This is a genomic window from Paraliobacillus sediminis (assembly GCF_003426055.1).
In genome coordinates, this window is record NZ_QJSI01000003.1 from 1 (window position 1) to 13,516 (window position 13,516).

Genomic DNA, 13,516 nt, shown 5'->3' on the forward strand with positions numbered 1-13,516 from the left:
GCGCCAGTGTCGCCAGTAGGTCCGATTGGTCCGGTAGCGCCAGTGTCGCCAGTAGGTCCGATTGGTCCAGTAGCGCCAGTGTCGCCAGTAGGTCCAATCGGTCCAGTAGCGCCAGTGTCACCAGTAGGTCCGATCGGTCCGGTAGCGCCAGTGTCGCCAGTAGGTCCGATTGGTCCAGTAGCGCCAGTGTCGCCAGTAGGTCCAATCGGTCCAGTAGCGCCAGTGTCGCCAGTAGGTCCGATTGGTCCAGTAACGCCAGTGTCGCCAGTAGGTCCAATCGGTCCAGTAGCGCCAGTGTCGCCAGTAGGTCCAATCGGTCCAGTAGCGCCAGTGTCACCAGTAGGTCCGATCGGTCCGGTAGCGCCAGTGTCGCCAGTAGGTCCAGTAGGTCCTCCTAGAGGTCCGGTTGGCCCAGTGGGTCCAGTAGGTCCTTGAGGTCCGCTTATAATATTAATTACAGTATGCTTCACTTTGCATCTATACGCTTTATGCACAAATTCTGGACATTCTTTTCTTTTACATCTGCAAATTCTATGCCCGCAAGCTTTACATCCTTTGTTTAGGTAGCTGTAATTTTTACGCAATAATTTTGAGTACCTATTTTGTTCATTCAATTTATTTCAACCCCCTTTCATCTTACTTCTTTATTCTATGAGAGAAGTAATGAATACGAGAGGGTGAAACGCTTGTAAAAGTGCTTGTTTTTGAAAAATGTGTTGCCCATTTGTTCTACTAACTGAGAAAAAGCTCTAGGATCACTATCAAATGTAAGCAACCGGCTGATCGCTGAAATTAAAAAGGGTGTCGTGTGATACTAATCCTCTTTATAATTATCTTCTTTATATTAATTCCTGGTAGATACTCTTACCCACGTCTTGATAAGGATAGAGTTTATTAAAAATGCATGTTGTTTTTCTTCCAAACTTTATGTCGCCTCTTATCCATTGCAATCATTTGTTTATAGACATTTTTATCGGGTAGTTTTTTAAAGAGATCATATGCTGGGCGTCCTTTAGCGTCATTTGTATTGACTTCAAATAACCAGAGATCCCCATTTTGGTCAACACCAAAGTCGGCGCCGATATCGATAAATGGATACTGGCTATCTAGTACTTCGGAAATTGCGAATGCAGCTTTTGCTAGATTATCTATCACTTTTTTTCCTTTTGCATAAGGAAATGAATGGTGTAGTACAAATTCCGTTTCCACTACGCCACCACCATTTGTAAAAAGATTTGAAACAATGGATTTGTCACCGCCAATTCGCGTTAAATCTCCTGCGTAAAGCCACCGGCCTCGCTCATCTCGTTGCAGATGGACACGAATGTCAAACGCTCGCGAATTAAATGGGATAGTAGGTGTTTGTTGTTGCAAGATTACAAGTGTATGTTGATAATAGTGTTCTAATTTTCTCCACAAAACTTGCTGGTTAGGAAGGGTTTCTTCTGTACCACTTTGAAACTTTACGTGATAGCCGTTATAAACGGGTGTGATGCGTGCTATATGCAATCCAGCCCATGTATGAACGGGCTTTACATAAAATGGCATAGAGCTTGAGGTGAATTGCTCAAACGACTGGATGGAGAAGACAGAAGTATAAGGTATTTTTAAAGGTAAGTCATACGGGGCTAATAATTTATACATTTCCCATTTGTTAAAAAATAGACGTGACTTATCAAAGTTGGCAGCAGTACTAATTGAGGTTTTACTGTTCATTTCGTACATCTCCTTCCGATATAGAATAATACGATATATATATGGAATTACTGGGCATTTTGTTCCTATATTTTTACGCGGTAGAATATATCAGTATTTAGCAGTACATGTTAAAATAGATGAATAGAGTATAATAAAAAACGCAGTCATTGCAAATGGACATAATGTCATTTGGTCAGTGACTGCGTTTTTTTTGTTTGAATACTTATAGATGTTTTTTTATTTGTGTTAGTACTTCTTCCGCTAGTTCGCCTGTATCTTTGAAATCGCTTGAATCAATTGGGTCAGAGTAGTGAACAGAAACTTTTGCTGGCTTGTTCCAACCTTTTTTACCGATCAATTTATACGAGTCTTTAAATGAAACAGGAATTACCTTCACACCGGCTTTTAGTGCAATTCGTAAGCTGCCGGATTTAAAATCACCAATCTCTGGTCCTTTACTTCTCGTTCCTTCTGGAAAAATTGCGATTGGATGACCTGCTTTTAAACTTGAGATCGCTTGATTGATCGCCTTTAAAGAGTTACGTGCATTCCCTCTGTCGATAAATACGCAACCACGTTCTTTCATCCAAAAACCTAATAACGGAATTTTCTCCATTTCTTTTTTTGCGACAAAGGCCATTGTTTGTGGTGCAGTTGAATACAAAATTGGAATATCCATATGTCCTTGATGGTTTGCAACATATAAGACAGGTTCATTTAATGGAATGTTCTCGGTACCTGTTACAGATAAGTCTGCACCTGAAATTTTAATTAATTTATTTGTACATTTTAAAATTATTTTATCCATTAGTGCTAGTTTTTCTCTGTTTTTACCAGCTTTATTTAATCTATTAATAGCAAATGATTTATTTGCTTTACTTAAAATATACCCCCACATATAACCTTGAAATACTAGTGTTCGCATAGGCATAGTATTAAACTCCTTCTCTTGTTAGTAATTCTATTTCTATCATAAAAGAAAAAACGACATATAATAAGTCACAAACGCCCATATTTAAGATGACATTTGTCATGGATATATTGTATTTTATGAATAGTACCCTTTTTTATCCAAAGCAGACACCTTTTACTGGAAGATAACGATTATATGAGTAATCAAACGTATAGAGGAGGTCATGACATGGAACGAGAAATTATAACCGTTAAAGAAGTCTCACTGTATCTCGGTGTGCATCCAGATACGATTTACGATATGACAAGCCAGAAAGAGATACCACATTTTAAAATGCGCAGTAAGATTTTATTTTCAAAGAAATCAATTGATAACTGGATTAAAGATCAGGAGAAAAAGCTAAACAAATAGAAAGAGGTAAATTCGGATGAATTATTACGCAACTAGCTTCACTTTTTCATTTATTGTAAAAGTAGTGTTACATTCATGTGAAAATTTAATTTTAAGTGCAATATTTTGGTATTCTTATTGTAAAAAAAACCACAATGTGGCAAAATACGTATATAAAGAGGGGTGACTGGATGATTCTGCATTATGAGGAGTTATTAATAAATTTTTTGTTTATATTTATACCTTATTTTCTATTTCAAACATTGTGGCTTGATAAAGGAAAAGCAAATCATAAAAATACGAACGTTATAATTGTTGTTTTAATCATTTTGTCGATTACTTCTTGTATGGCTTATCCGATAAGGTTCTCAGGTGGGATTATATTTGATTTAAGACAAATCCCATTCATTTTAGGATTAGTTTATTTTGGTTGGCGTGTAGGGCTAGTATTGTACCTTACAATCGTTGTAAATCAATTTTTAATTGGTGGGGAAGGCGTATTTATAAGTTTAATCGTTACTACTTTCATGCTGATTTTTATATCACTATGTAAAACTAAATTTGATAACTTAGGTCTCAAAGGCAAAATGATATCTCTCACATTAACCGCTTTTTTTGCATCTTTAGCCATTGTTCTACTATCTCATGCAACGATTCAAACCTCATCCACAGAACAGAATCTTACATCATTAAATTTTGTCATAATACAAGGTTTAAGTATGCTCGTAATTACCTATATCATAAAAAACTCAATAGAAAATATAAGAATCAGAGAAGAATTATTGGAAACGGAAAAATTAAAAGTAATTAGTGAATTGGCTGCTAGTGTTTCCCATGAAGTTCGTAATCCGATAACCGTAACGAAAGGCTTCTTACAATTATTAATGACACCAGAGATCTCTGATCATAGTAGGCAAAGTTATGCTGCATTGTCATTAAAAGAATTGGAACGAGCAGAAAATATAATAAACGATTATTTATCAATAACTAAAGCAAGGCCTAATAGTTGTATTATTTCTACGATGGAGTCAGATATTGAATATGTAGTTAGCGTATTATCGCCATATGCAGCGATACATAATGTTGATATCATTACAAAATGTAATAATCAATTGCTAGTAAAATATAAACAAAACAAACTGCAACAAAGTTTTATTAACATAGCAAAAAATTGCATAGAAGCAATGCCCGACGGTGGCATATTATCAATTGAGACAATAGCTAATAAAAATAATGCTATTATTTGTATCAAAGATAGCGGTTATGGAATGACAAAACAGCAACTAGCAAAACTTGGTACCGCTTACTTTACAACAAAAAAAACTGGTACAGGCTTAGGCATGACGGTTAGTTATAATGCAATTCACGCAATGAATGGCACGATTAAAGTGGACAGTACAATAGGATCGGGTACAGAATTCAAGATTACATTGCCAGGTGCTTAAGAAATAACGATAACACTTAGTTCATTCCTCTGAAAATAGTTTTAAATAAAAAATAGACTCTTATTTTAGAGTCTATTTTTACTGCATGCAATCAAACCTCTTCCATAAGATGATCCATAATATGTTGTACGGATTCTATCTTCGTGATTTCATGTACCCTTGCTCCAGAAAAAACCAAACCGTCCTCAACGTCACCATTCATCGATCTAAATAGTGAATCTAGCGTGCAAAACTGAAAAGAACATTTTTTTAAGCAGCGGTAGCATCTATCAATTTTTACTTTGCCGCCATCACTGATTCGATCTGTAAAACGATTCCTTATCGCTCTGCCTTCTAAGCCAACCGTTGTTTTTACCAATACAGTATCATTTTCCTTTGCGTCTATGTACTTCTGTTTAAACGCCAGTGGGGCGTCACACTCTTCGCTTGCAACAAAACGAGAACCCATTTGAACACCAACGGCACCAAATCTTAATGCTTTCGCAATATCTTCACCAGTCAGAATACCACCAGCGGCTATTACTGGAATGTTAACGGCTTCGACAACCTCAGGTAGAATATCGAATAAAGGGCGTTCTGTTCCTAGGTGACCACCTGCTTCATGGCCCTCAACAACAATAGCAGCGGCACCTAATCGCTCTGAAATTTTTGCTAATCTGGCTGTTGAAACTATTGAAATAACTGGTATGCCATATTCGCGACCCCATGCATACATATCTCTAGATACACCTGCACCTGAAATTATAAAATCAACTTTCTCTTCCATTGCAGCTTTCATTTTCTCAGCAAAATCAGTCATCGCAAATAAAACATTAACACCAATATATCCTACATTGTTCGTTAATTCTCTTGCTTTTTTAATGTGGCTTCTCAATTCATCAACTGAAATGCCGGTTCCAGAAATAGTACCAATACCACCAGCATTTGCAACTGCTGCAGCAAGTTTACTTAACGAGATACCTACACCCATTCCACCTTGTAAGATAGGGAATTGTGGTTTTATCTGTCCAATTTGTAGTGTGTGATCCATGACATATTGCCTCATTTCATAATTTTTTAAAAGTCTTTTTTAGAAAACTCGTGTGCGGGATAAGAAAACATCAAACTATTGTTAGTATGTGTTTAGGTTGTAATTTAATCATATAGGAAACGAATAAATGAAAGAAGTTACGTCTGTCAAATGTTGTTATTACATTTGTCAGATATTTAGCTATTCGAATTGGTCATTATTAGACCATTCCAACAAAAAAACAGAATAAAATAACGAAAACAATAATAAAACTTAATAAACAAAACATATAAATAGTTTGTTTATGTTGACAAAGTCGTCTAGATATATGAAAATATAGATAAATAAGGAGAGGATGAAAAAAATGGGTAATTTGAAAACGGTTACAAAAAACTTTGAGATGTTTATTGATGGACAGTTTGTAAAGGCGAGTACAAATGAAACATTGGATGTAATCAATCCTGCTACAGAAGAGATCATTTCTACCGTACCAAAGGCTTCCCTAGAAGATACGCGAAAAGCGATTGATTCAGCAGAAGTTGCACAAAAAGAGTGGGCCAAACTTCCTTCATCGGAAAGAGCCAAGTACTTATTTGCGATCTGTCATGAAATTCGTAACAATGTTCATCACCTTGCTGAAATAATCGCTGAAGAAATGGGTAAGCCTCTAGATCAAGCAATCGTTGAGGTGAGTGTAACTGCAGATTATTTTGAATACATTGCTGGGTGGGCACGCAAGTATGAAGGTGAAATTGTTCCGAGTGATCGACCAAAAGAGAGTATCTTAATTTATAAGCAGCCAATCGGTGTTGTTGCAGGGATCTTGCCATGGAATTTCCCGTTTTTCTTAATTGCTAGAAAAGCTGCACCAGCACTAATAACAGGTAATACGATTGTCTTAAAGCCTAGCAGCACGTCACCTAACAATGCTCTAGCATTCGCAAAAATTCTCGAAAAAGTTGGTTTGCCTAAAGGGGTTATCAACATTATTACGGGTGCGGGAAGTGTTGTTGGAGATGAACTTTCTAAAAATCCGAAAATTGGCATGATCACGCTAACAGGTAGTACGAATGCTGGACAGAAAGTAATGAAAAATGCTGCCGAAAATATCACAAAAGTATCACTAGAATTAGGTGGAAAAGCACCAGCAATTGTGATGGATGATGCGGATATTGATATAGCTGTCCAATCTATCTTGGATTCACGCGTGATTAACACTGGTCAAGTATGTAACTGTACGGAACGCGTCTATGTGCATGATGCTGTAGCTGATCTGTTTATCGAAAAAATCACCAAAGCAATGTCTGAAGTAACGTATGGTAATCCATTAGTGGATAAAGGTATTGGTATGGGGCCACTCTCAAGTGAAAGTGGGCTACAGAATGTCGAGGACATGGTAAATCGTGCAGTTGAAAATGGTGCCACGGTTTTGACCGGTGGAAAACGAGCGGATAGTGAAAAAGGTTATTTCTATCAACCTACTGTTCTAGTAGATGTGGATAATACGATGGAAATCATGCGCGAAGAAGTTTTTGGGCCGGTATTGCCTATTGCATCTTTCTCTACATTAGATGAAGCAATTGCATTATCTAACGATTGTCAATATGGCTTAACATCTGCAATTTTCACACAAGACGTCAATAACATGATGCAAGCAAGTAATGAATTAGAATTCGGCGAAACATATGTGAATCGTGAGAGTTTTGAAGCTGTCCAAGGCTTCCATGCTGGTTGGAAAAAATCTGGCATAGGTGGCGCTGATGGAAAACATGGATTGGAGGAATTTTTGCAAACGCATGCCGTTTATATTCAATATAAATAGTTCTATTGGGAAAGTGCTAACTCACTTTCCCTTTTCTGTCTAACTTGGTAGGAGGGAAAATAATGCAAGTATCCTTATTTATTACGTGCTTGGGGGATATGTTTTATGTAAACGCTGGTAAGGCATCAGTAGAATTATTAGAGCGGTTTGGTTGTGAAGTTGATTTTCCGAAAACGCAAACCTGTTGTGGACAGCCTGCTTACAATAGTGGCTATCATGAAAACACCAAAGCAGCAGCGAAAAATATGATCAACGCTTTTGAACAATCTACTTATGTGGTTTGTCCATCAGGATCTTGTGCTTTCATGTTACATGAATATGTAGCGCTATTTAATGATGAACCAGAATGGCAAGAGAAAGCAAAACGATTAAAGGATAAAACATATGAATTAACACAGTTTCTAACAGAAGTTTTATTAATAGAAGATACAGGATCAGAGTTTCATGCGAAGGCAACGTATCATACGTCTTGTCATATGACGCGATTATTAAAGGTAAGAGAAGCACCATTAAAATTATTAGGTAATGTCAAAGGTTTAGAAATGATTGATCTACCGAATCGCCATGACTGTTGCGGGTTTGGCGGAACATTTTCGATAAAGATGCCAAAGATTTCTGAGCAGATGGTCGATGAGAAAGTCATGCATGTCGAAGAAACCGAAGCAGAAGTTCTAATTGGCGCTGATGGCGGTTGTTTAATGAACATTGGTGGTCGAATAAGTCGCAAAAGTAAACCGATAAAAGTAATGCATATCGCAGAAATTTTGAACAGTCGAGGTGAAATGTGATGCCGATGCATGTTGGAGAAAAGGACTTTACGAAACGTGTTGATAAGGGATTAGATGATACCTTCATGCGTGGAGCTGTACGATCTGCCCAAGGAAGGTTACAGACGAACCGGGCTACTGCCGCAGATGAGCTAGGTGACTGGGAAGACTGGCGCGAGTTAGGTCAAGAGATTCGCACCCACACAATGGAAAATCTAGATTACTATTTAAACCAATTAAGCGAAAAGGTTGCCGCGCTTGGTGGTCATGTTTTTTTTGCTGAGACAGCAGATGATGCAAATAACTATATTAGTCAAGTCATTGCAGATAAAAACGCAAATAAAATTGTGAAATCAAAGTCGATGGTAACGGAAGAAATTGCATTAAACGATATTTTAGAAGAAAACGGTTGTGAGGTGGTCGAGACAGACTTAGGGGAATACATTCTTCAAGTGGATGACCATGATCCACCATCACATATAGTAGCACCAGCATTGCACAAAAATAAAGAACAGATTCGCGATGTCTTCAAGGAAAAATTAGGCTATCTGAACACGGAAAAACCAGAGGAATTAACTTTGTTTGCTCGAGAGCAACTGCGCAAAGCGTTTCTTGAAGCTGATGTTGGAATTACTGGCTGTAACTTTGCAGTGGCGGAGTCTGGTTCATTTGCACTCGTTACGAATGAGGGAAATGCGCGTATGGTAACGAGCCTTCCGAAAACACAGATTACGGTCATGGGCATGGAACGTATTGTGCCAACATGGGAGGAACTTGATGTATTAGTGAGTCTGTTAACGCGAGCTGCTGTCGGTCAAAAGTTGACGAGTTACGTAACGGCATTAACTGGCCCAAAATTGGAAGACGAGGTAGATGGTCCAGAAGAATTTCATTTAGTAATCGTCGATAATGGACGTTCAAAAATACTTGGAACAGAATTTCAAGAAGCACTTCACTGTATTCGCTGTGCGGCATGTATTAACGTATGCCCAGTCTACCGTCATGTCGGTGGTCATGCTTACGGATCAATTTATCCAGGGCCAATTGGCGCTGTACTTACTCCGTTGTTGGGTGGTTATGACGATTATAAAGAGCTTCCATATGCATCCACTTTGTGTGGGGCATGTACCGATGTTTGTCCGGTCAAAATTCCATTGCATGAACAGTTGATCATGCATCGGCGCAATATTGTCGAGAAAGAAAAGAAATCTTCCAGAGGAGAAAGGTTCGCAATGAAAGGATTCGAAACAGTCGCAGGGTCAGCCAAACTTTTTAGTGTCGCAACAAAAATGGCGCCGTTTTTAGTGACACCGTTTGTTAAAGATGGCACAATCTCAAAAGGTCCTGGTCCAGTTAAAGCGTGGACAGATGCGCGCGAATTTCCTGTACCGGAAAAGGAGCGATTTAGAGATTGGTTTAAGAATAGAGCGAAGGGAGGAAGTAACGATGGCCAAAGGAGAGATTAAAAATCGAGAAGCATTTTTAGACAAGATTGCTAAAAATTTAGATAGGGAAAGGATAACGCATGAAGTTAAACGTCCTAGATGGAAGCAGCAAGTACAATGGCGTGTGCTTGCTGAACAGACCCAGGAGCAATTAGTAACTATATTGGAAAGACAATGCGATTTTATTCACACCGACTTGGTCAAAACAACTGAAAGTAATTTAGGTGACGCAATGTTAGAAGTTATTAAGGGATATGGTGGAGAATCAATAATGACGTGGGATGATCCGCGGTTCAGCAGTTTTGGTTTACAGGATCAATTTTCATCATGGGCTTCTGCAAATGTACATGTAAAACAGTGGGATGCCGCAGATGGTGATGAGAGCCTTCGCCTAGCAGAAAAAGCCGATGTAGGCATTACATTTAGCGATATTACGCTTGCGGAGTCAGGTACTGTTGTCTTGTTTAGTGATAAAGGAAAGGGACGGTCGGTCAGCTTACTTCCTGCCACATACATTGCGATTGTACCTAAAAGCACACTTGTTCCACGAATGTCCCAAGCGACGCGAGAAATTCACCAGCTTGTTGAAGATGGCAAGCAAGTACCATCCTGTATAAATTTTATTAGTGGTCCAAGTAATAGTGCGGATATTGAGATGAATCTCGTTGTTGGTGTGCATGGACCGATTAAAGCTACGTATATTATTGTAGAGGATAGATGATTCGACAAACCTCCTAATAAGATTATTTTAAAAAAATTGAAAAAAAACCGTCCAGATAGTATAGTAAATGCATTACTTTAATAATGAGGAGATTAGAATGGATGGGTAAAAATTCTAGAAAGGTTGATATTCTTCATGCTGCATCGAAGATCGTTAGCGAAAGAGGAATTTTTAATTTAACATTAGAGGCTGTAGCAAAAGAAGCAGGGATAAGTAAAGGTGGTTTACTCTATCACTTCCCATCAAAAGAAGCACTTGTTGAAGGAATGGTAGAACATTTAGCTCATAATTATCAAGAGAAAATAGAAACAAACGCTAAGGCAGATCCGGTGGAGAAAGGAAAATGGATTCGGGCTTATGTGGAAGTAACGTTTAATCAGATGTATAAGAATACAGATATGCACTCGGGTTTATTAGCTGCAAAAGCGGTTAACGAAAAATTATTGGATCCTATTCGTGAATTATACACACAGTGGCAATACGATATTGAAAATGAAGGACTTGATCCAATAAAGTCAACCATTATTCGCTTAGCAACAGATGGAATTTGGCTTACAGAGCTATTCGATATTTATCATATTGGTGATGAAAAAAAAGACGCGGTATATAAGAAGTTAAAAGAATGGGCAAATGAATAATGACAAAATTGTGAAAAATACTATCTGAAAATCAGATAGTATTTTTATTTTTTGAGTTTTTTTAATAAAATGTTGAAAATGTCGTTAATAGTGGCTTACAGCTATTTATTTTAAATGGGATTCCACCGAAGAAACCGCTTACCTATTTTGCGTTTCCTTGTATTAAAACGGACTGAATGATATAGTTTTAAACAAGTTAAAACCGTCCAGACGGTACAGTGAAATTGAATAACGAGATAAGAATGAGTACATATGTGGAGAGGAGACAGAAAAGATGAGTAAAATTTTATTAACAGCAGCTGTAACAGGTGCAGGAGATACTACATCGAAAAGTTCTCATGTTCCAGTAACACCAAAAGAAATTGCAGAGGCTGCAATTGAATCAGCAAAAGCTGGCGCAACAGTAGCTCATGTTCATGCACGTGACCCTAAAACAGGAGGCGTGAGTCAAGACATCAACCATTACCGTGAGATAGTAGATCGCATTCGTGACTCAGAAACCGATGTGATTATAAATATTACAGCTGGAGGTGGTGGTGATTTCATTCCAAGTTTAGATACACCAGCAGCTGGCGGAGATGGAACGGCTATTCAAACACCAAAAGAACGACACAAGCCTATTGGGGACTTGCTTCCAGAAATGTGTACACTTGATTGTGGATCAGTTAATTTTGGAGACATGATTTATATGAGTCCCACTAATTGGTTAAGAGAACAAGCAAAACTTATTCAACAAAGTGGTGTAAAGCCTGAATTAGAATGCTTCGATACAGGACATCTTCGTTTTGCGAAACAGCTAGTTAAAGAGGGATTGATCACTGGTGATCCAATGTTTCAATTCTGCCTTGGAATCCCTTGGGGAGCAGAAGCAGATGTAGAAACAATGATCTACCTGAAAGATCGCATTCCTGAGCACGCACACTGGTCCGCTTTTGGTATCGGTCGAATGCAAATGCCTATTGTTACCCAAGCTGCACTATTAGGTGGTAACGTTCGAGTAGGTTTAGAAGATAACCTTTATTTATCTAAAGGCGTTCTTGCTCGTAATGATCAATTGGTAGATAAAGCTATTAAGATGTTGAATGGAAATGGTGTAGAAATAATGTCGCCTCAAGAAGCTAGAGAACAGTATGGATTAGGTAATTTCAAAGGAGGAGATAAATAATGGCTGAAATGAAAAAAGTAGCAGTAATTGGTACAGGTGTCATAGGAAATGGTTGGATTGCTCGATTTTTGGGACAAGGATATGATGTTATTGCTTTTGATCCTGCTAAAGGAGCAGAGGAAAGAACACGCCAAGTTGTTAAACAAGTCTGGTCTTCTTTAGAAAAACTTGGTCTTGCAAAAAGTGCTTCACAAGATCGTTTAACTTTTGTTCCTACAATAGAGGAAGCGGTACGAGATGCCTTTTTTATTCAAGAAAATGTGCCTGAACGTGAAGATGTGAAGAAAAGTGTTTTGACTAGTATTGACCAGTATGCAAAACCTGATGCAATTATTGGTTCTAGTACATCAGGCATTATGGCTACTACATTACAACAGGGATTGAAATATCCAGGACGTGTGATTGTAGCACACCCATTTAATCCTGTTTATATATTACCGTTAGTTGAGCTTGTCGGTGGAGAAGCAACTGATGCTACGGTGCTTGAAAAAGCAAAAGAATTTTATCAATCGATTCAAATGAAACCTTTAGTTATTAAGAAAGAAATAGAAGGACACGTAGCCGACCGATTAATGGAAGCATTATGGCGTGAAGCGTTACATCTTGTTAATGATGGGGTAGCGACTACAGAGGAAATTGATGCTGCTATCATTTATGGTGCTGGGCTTCGTTGGGCGCAAATGGGACCATTTTTAACGTTCCACTTAGCGGGTGGGGATCAAGGCATGCGTCACATGTTAGAACAGTTCGGTCCAACTTTGAAGCTTCCATGGACGAAATTAGAAGCGCCGGAATTAACAGATGAGTTGAAAGAAAAAGTGATTGAAGGCTGTGAAAATCATGCTGGCGATACAAGTATTGCGGAGTTAGAAAGTAAACGTAATGAGTTCTTAGTGAAGTTATTGGATTTAGTAGAAGACTACTGGCCAGAATCTAAGCACGTAGTGAAAAATCAATAATTCACAAGGAGAATAAGTTTATGATGGATCAGGCATTTCTATATCAAGAAGTTGTTCATAAGGAGTGGGTTGACTATAACGGTCATATGAACGACGCAGCTTATGCAATGTTATTTAGTCTGGCAGTAGATGCATTTATTGATTATATTGGACTAGATTCGGATGCTCGTACAGAATATTCGTATACTATTTTTACATTGGAAACGCATCTATGCTATTTACAAGAAGCTAGTGAGAAGGAAGCGCTGCAAGTTATGGCACAGTTAATTAATATTGACTCAAAACGGCTGCACGTGTTTTTTACAATGAGAAATGGGAGCAGTGAAGTCATCGCAACAAGTGAGCAAATGTTAATGGGCATCGATGTAGAACAGGGAAAACCTGCAGCATTCCCGACACTTGTAACAACGATTATTGAAAAAATTTGGAACGAAGATAAACAATTAGAAAATCCGAAGCAAGTAGGAAGACAAATTGGCATCAAACGTTAGAATTCATTAGTCTCAAGTCAACTGGATTTGGCGGACTAATTTTCAAAATTGAT

Annotated in this window: 14 protein-coding genes; 10 read left to right on the top strand and 4 right to left on the bottom strand. The window is 38.1% G+C overall.

What is annotated here, in order from left to right; genetic code table 11:
* From D2K60_RS12710 to D2K60_RS12720, 3 genes are all read right to left on the bottom strand, one after another.
* Positions 1 to 470, bottom strand: a 470-nt coding sequence (locus D2K60_RS12710) for a collagen-like domain-containing protein (RefSeq protein ID WP_205418620.1), incomplete at its 3' end; no start/stop codon positions are given.
* 424 nt (positions 471 to 894) lie between these two features.
* Positions 895 to 1,716 (bottom strand): YheC/YheD family protein, encoded by an 822-nt coding sequence (locus tag D2K60_RS12715; RefSeq protein WP_162880757.1) that lies wholly within the window; start codon positions 1,714 to 1,716, stop codon positions 895 to 897.
* A 205-nt stretch (positions 1,717 to 1,921) separates the two neighbouring features.
* A complete protein-coding gene (locus tag D2K60_RS12720; RefSeq protein ID WP_117170045.1) occupies positions 1,922 to 2,629 on the bottom strand; it encodes a lysophospholipid acyltransferase family protein in 708 nt (235 codons plus the stop codon).
* A gap of 210 nt (positions 2,630 to 2,839) precedes the next feature.
* Between D2K60_RS12720 and D2K60_RS12725 the strand changes: the two genes are divergently transcribed.
* On the top strand, positions 2,840 to 3,022 hold the full coding sequence (locus tag D2K60_RS12725) for a helix-turn-helix domain-containing protein (protein WP_117170044.1): 183 nt from the start codon (positions 2,840 to 2,842) through the stop codon (positions 3,020 to 3,022).
* A gap of 170 nt (positions 3,023 to 3,192) precedes the next feature.
* A complete protein-coding gene (locus D2K60_RS12730) occupies positions 3,193 to 4,446 on the top strand; it encodes an ATP-binding protein (RefSeq protein WP_162880756.1) in 1,254 nt (417 codons plus the stop codon).
* Between the two features lie 91 nt (positions 4,447 to 4,537).
* Here D2K60_RS12730 and D2K60_RS12735 read toward each other — a convergent pair whose 3' ends face one another.
* Positions 4,538 to 5,476, bottom strand: coding sequence for an NAD(P)H-dependent flavin oxidoreductase (locus tag D2K60_RS12735; RefSeq protein ID WP_117170042.1), 939 nt, complete (start codon positions 5,474 to 5,476; stop codon positions 4,538 to 4,540).
* 343 nt (positions 5,477 to 5,819) lie between these two features.
* Here D2K60_RS12735 and aldA point away from each other — a divergent pair, with 343 nt between their 5' ends.
* From aldA to D2K60_RS12775, 8 genes are all read left to right on the top strand, one after another.
* A complete protein-coding gene (gene aldA, locus D2K60_RS12740; protein WP_117170041.1) occupies positions 5,820 to 7,277 on the top strand; it encodes an aldehyde dehydrogenase in 1,458 nt (485 codons plus the stop codon).
* Positions 7,278 to 7,339: 62 nt separating this feature from the next.
* A complete protein-coding gene (locus D2K60_RS12745) occupies positions 7,340 to 8,065 on the top strand; it encodes a (Fe-S)-binding protein (protein WP_117170040.1) in 726 nt (241 codons plus the stop codon).
* Entirely contained in the window at positions 8,065 to 9,510 is a 1,446-nt protein-coding gene (locus D2K60_RS12750; protein WP_117170039.1) for a LutB/LldF family L-lactate oxidation iron-sulfur protein, read from the top strand. Before D2K60_RS12745 ends, D2K60_RS12750 begins: the two co-directional genes overlap by 1 nt.
* Positions 9,491 to 10,210, top strand: a complete 720-nt coding sequence (locus D2K60_RS12755) for a LutC/YkgG family protein (protein WP_117170038.1) — start codon at positions 9,491 to 9,493, stop codon at positions 10,208 to 10,210. The genes D2K60_RS12750 and D2K60_RS12755 overlap by 20 nt, the downstream gene beginning before the upstream one ends.
* Before the next feature lie 101 nt (positions 10,211 to 10,311).
* A complete protein-coding gene (locus D2K60_RS12760) occupies positions 10,312 to 10,848 on the top strand; it encodes a TetR/AcrR family transcriptional regulator (protein WP_117170037.1) in 537 nt (178 codons plus the stop codon).
* 274 nt (positions 10,849 to 11,122) lie between these two features.
* On the top strand, positions 11,123 to 12,013 hold the full coding sequence (locus D2K60_RS12765) for a beta-keto acid cleavage family enzyme (RefSeq protein ID WP_117170036.1): 891 nt from the start codon (positions 11,123 to 11,125) through the stop codon (positions 12,011 to 12,013).
* A gap of 8 nt (positions 12,014 to 12,021) precedes the next feature.
* Positions 12,022 to 12,972 (top strand): L-carnitine dehydrogenase, encoded by a 951-nt coding sequence (locus D2K60_RS12770; protein WP_117170391.1) that lies wholly within the window; start codon positions 12,022 to 12,024, stop codon positions 12,970 to 12,972.
* Positions 12,973 to 12,992: 20 nt separating this feature from the next.
* Positions 12,993 to 13,463 carry a thioesterase family protein gene (locus tag D2K60_RS12775; RefSeq protein ID WP_117170035.1) on the top strand — a complete coding sequence of 157 codons (471 nt, stop codon included), beginning with the start codon at positions 12,993 to 12,995 and terminating at the stop codon, positions 13,461 to 13,463.
* Positions 13,464 to 13,516 lie beyond the last annotated feature (53 nt).

Bases quoted from the DNA above. Each gene is read 5' to 3' on its own strand.
- D2K60_RS12725 (WP_117170044.1), top strand. From the start codon at position 2,840: ATGGAACGAGAAATTATAACCGTTAAAGAAGTCTCACTGTATCTCGGT.
- D2K60_RS12715 (WP_162880757.1), bottom strand. From the start codon at position 1,716: ATGAACAGTAAAACCTCAATTAGTACTGCTGCCAACTTTGATAAGTCA.
- D2K60_RS12750 (WP_117170039.1), top strand. From the start codon at position 8,065: ATGCCGATGCATGTTGGAGAAAAGGACTTTACGAAACGTGTTGATAAG.
- aldA (WP_117170041.1), top strand. From the start codon at position 5,820: ATGGGTAATTTGAAAACGGTTACAAAAAACTTTGAGATGTTTATTGAT.
- D2K60_RS12765 (WP_117170036.1), top strand. From the start codon at position 11,123: ATGAGTAAAATTTTATTAACAGCAGCTGTAACAGGTGCAGGAGATACT.
- D2K60_RS12720 (WP_117170045.1), bottom strand. From the start codon at position 2,629: ATGCCTATGCGAACACTAGTATTTCAAGGTTATATGTGGGGGTATATT.
- D2K60_RS12745 (WP_117170040.1), top strand. From the start codon at position 7,340: ATGCAAGTATCCTTATTTATTACGTGCTTGGGGGATATGTTTTATGTA.
- D2K60_RS12770 (WP_117170391.1), top strand. From the start codon at position 12,022: ATGAAAAAAGTAGCAGTAATTGGTACAGGTGTCATAGGAAATGGTTGG.
- D2K60_RS12760 (WP_117170037.1), top strand. From the start codon at position 10,312: ATGGGTAAAAATTCTAGAAAGGTTGATATTCTTCATGCTGCATCGAAG.
- D2K60_RS12775 (WP_117170035.1), top strand. From the start codon at position 12,993: ATGATGGATCAGGCATTTCTATATCAAGAAGTTGTTCATAAGGAGTGG.
- D2K60_RS12735 (WP_117170042.1), bottom strand. From the start codon at position 5,476: ATGGATCACACACTACAAATTGGACAGATAAAACCACAATTCCCTATC.
- D2K60_RS12755 (WP_117170038.1), top strand. From the start codon at position 9,491: ATGGCCAAAGGAGAGATTAAAAATCGAGAAGCATTTTTAGACAAGATT.
- D2K60_RS12730 (WP_162880756.1), top strand. From the start codon at position 3,193: ATGATTCTGCATTATGAGGAGTTATTAATAAATTTTTTGTTTATATTT.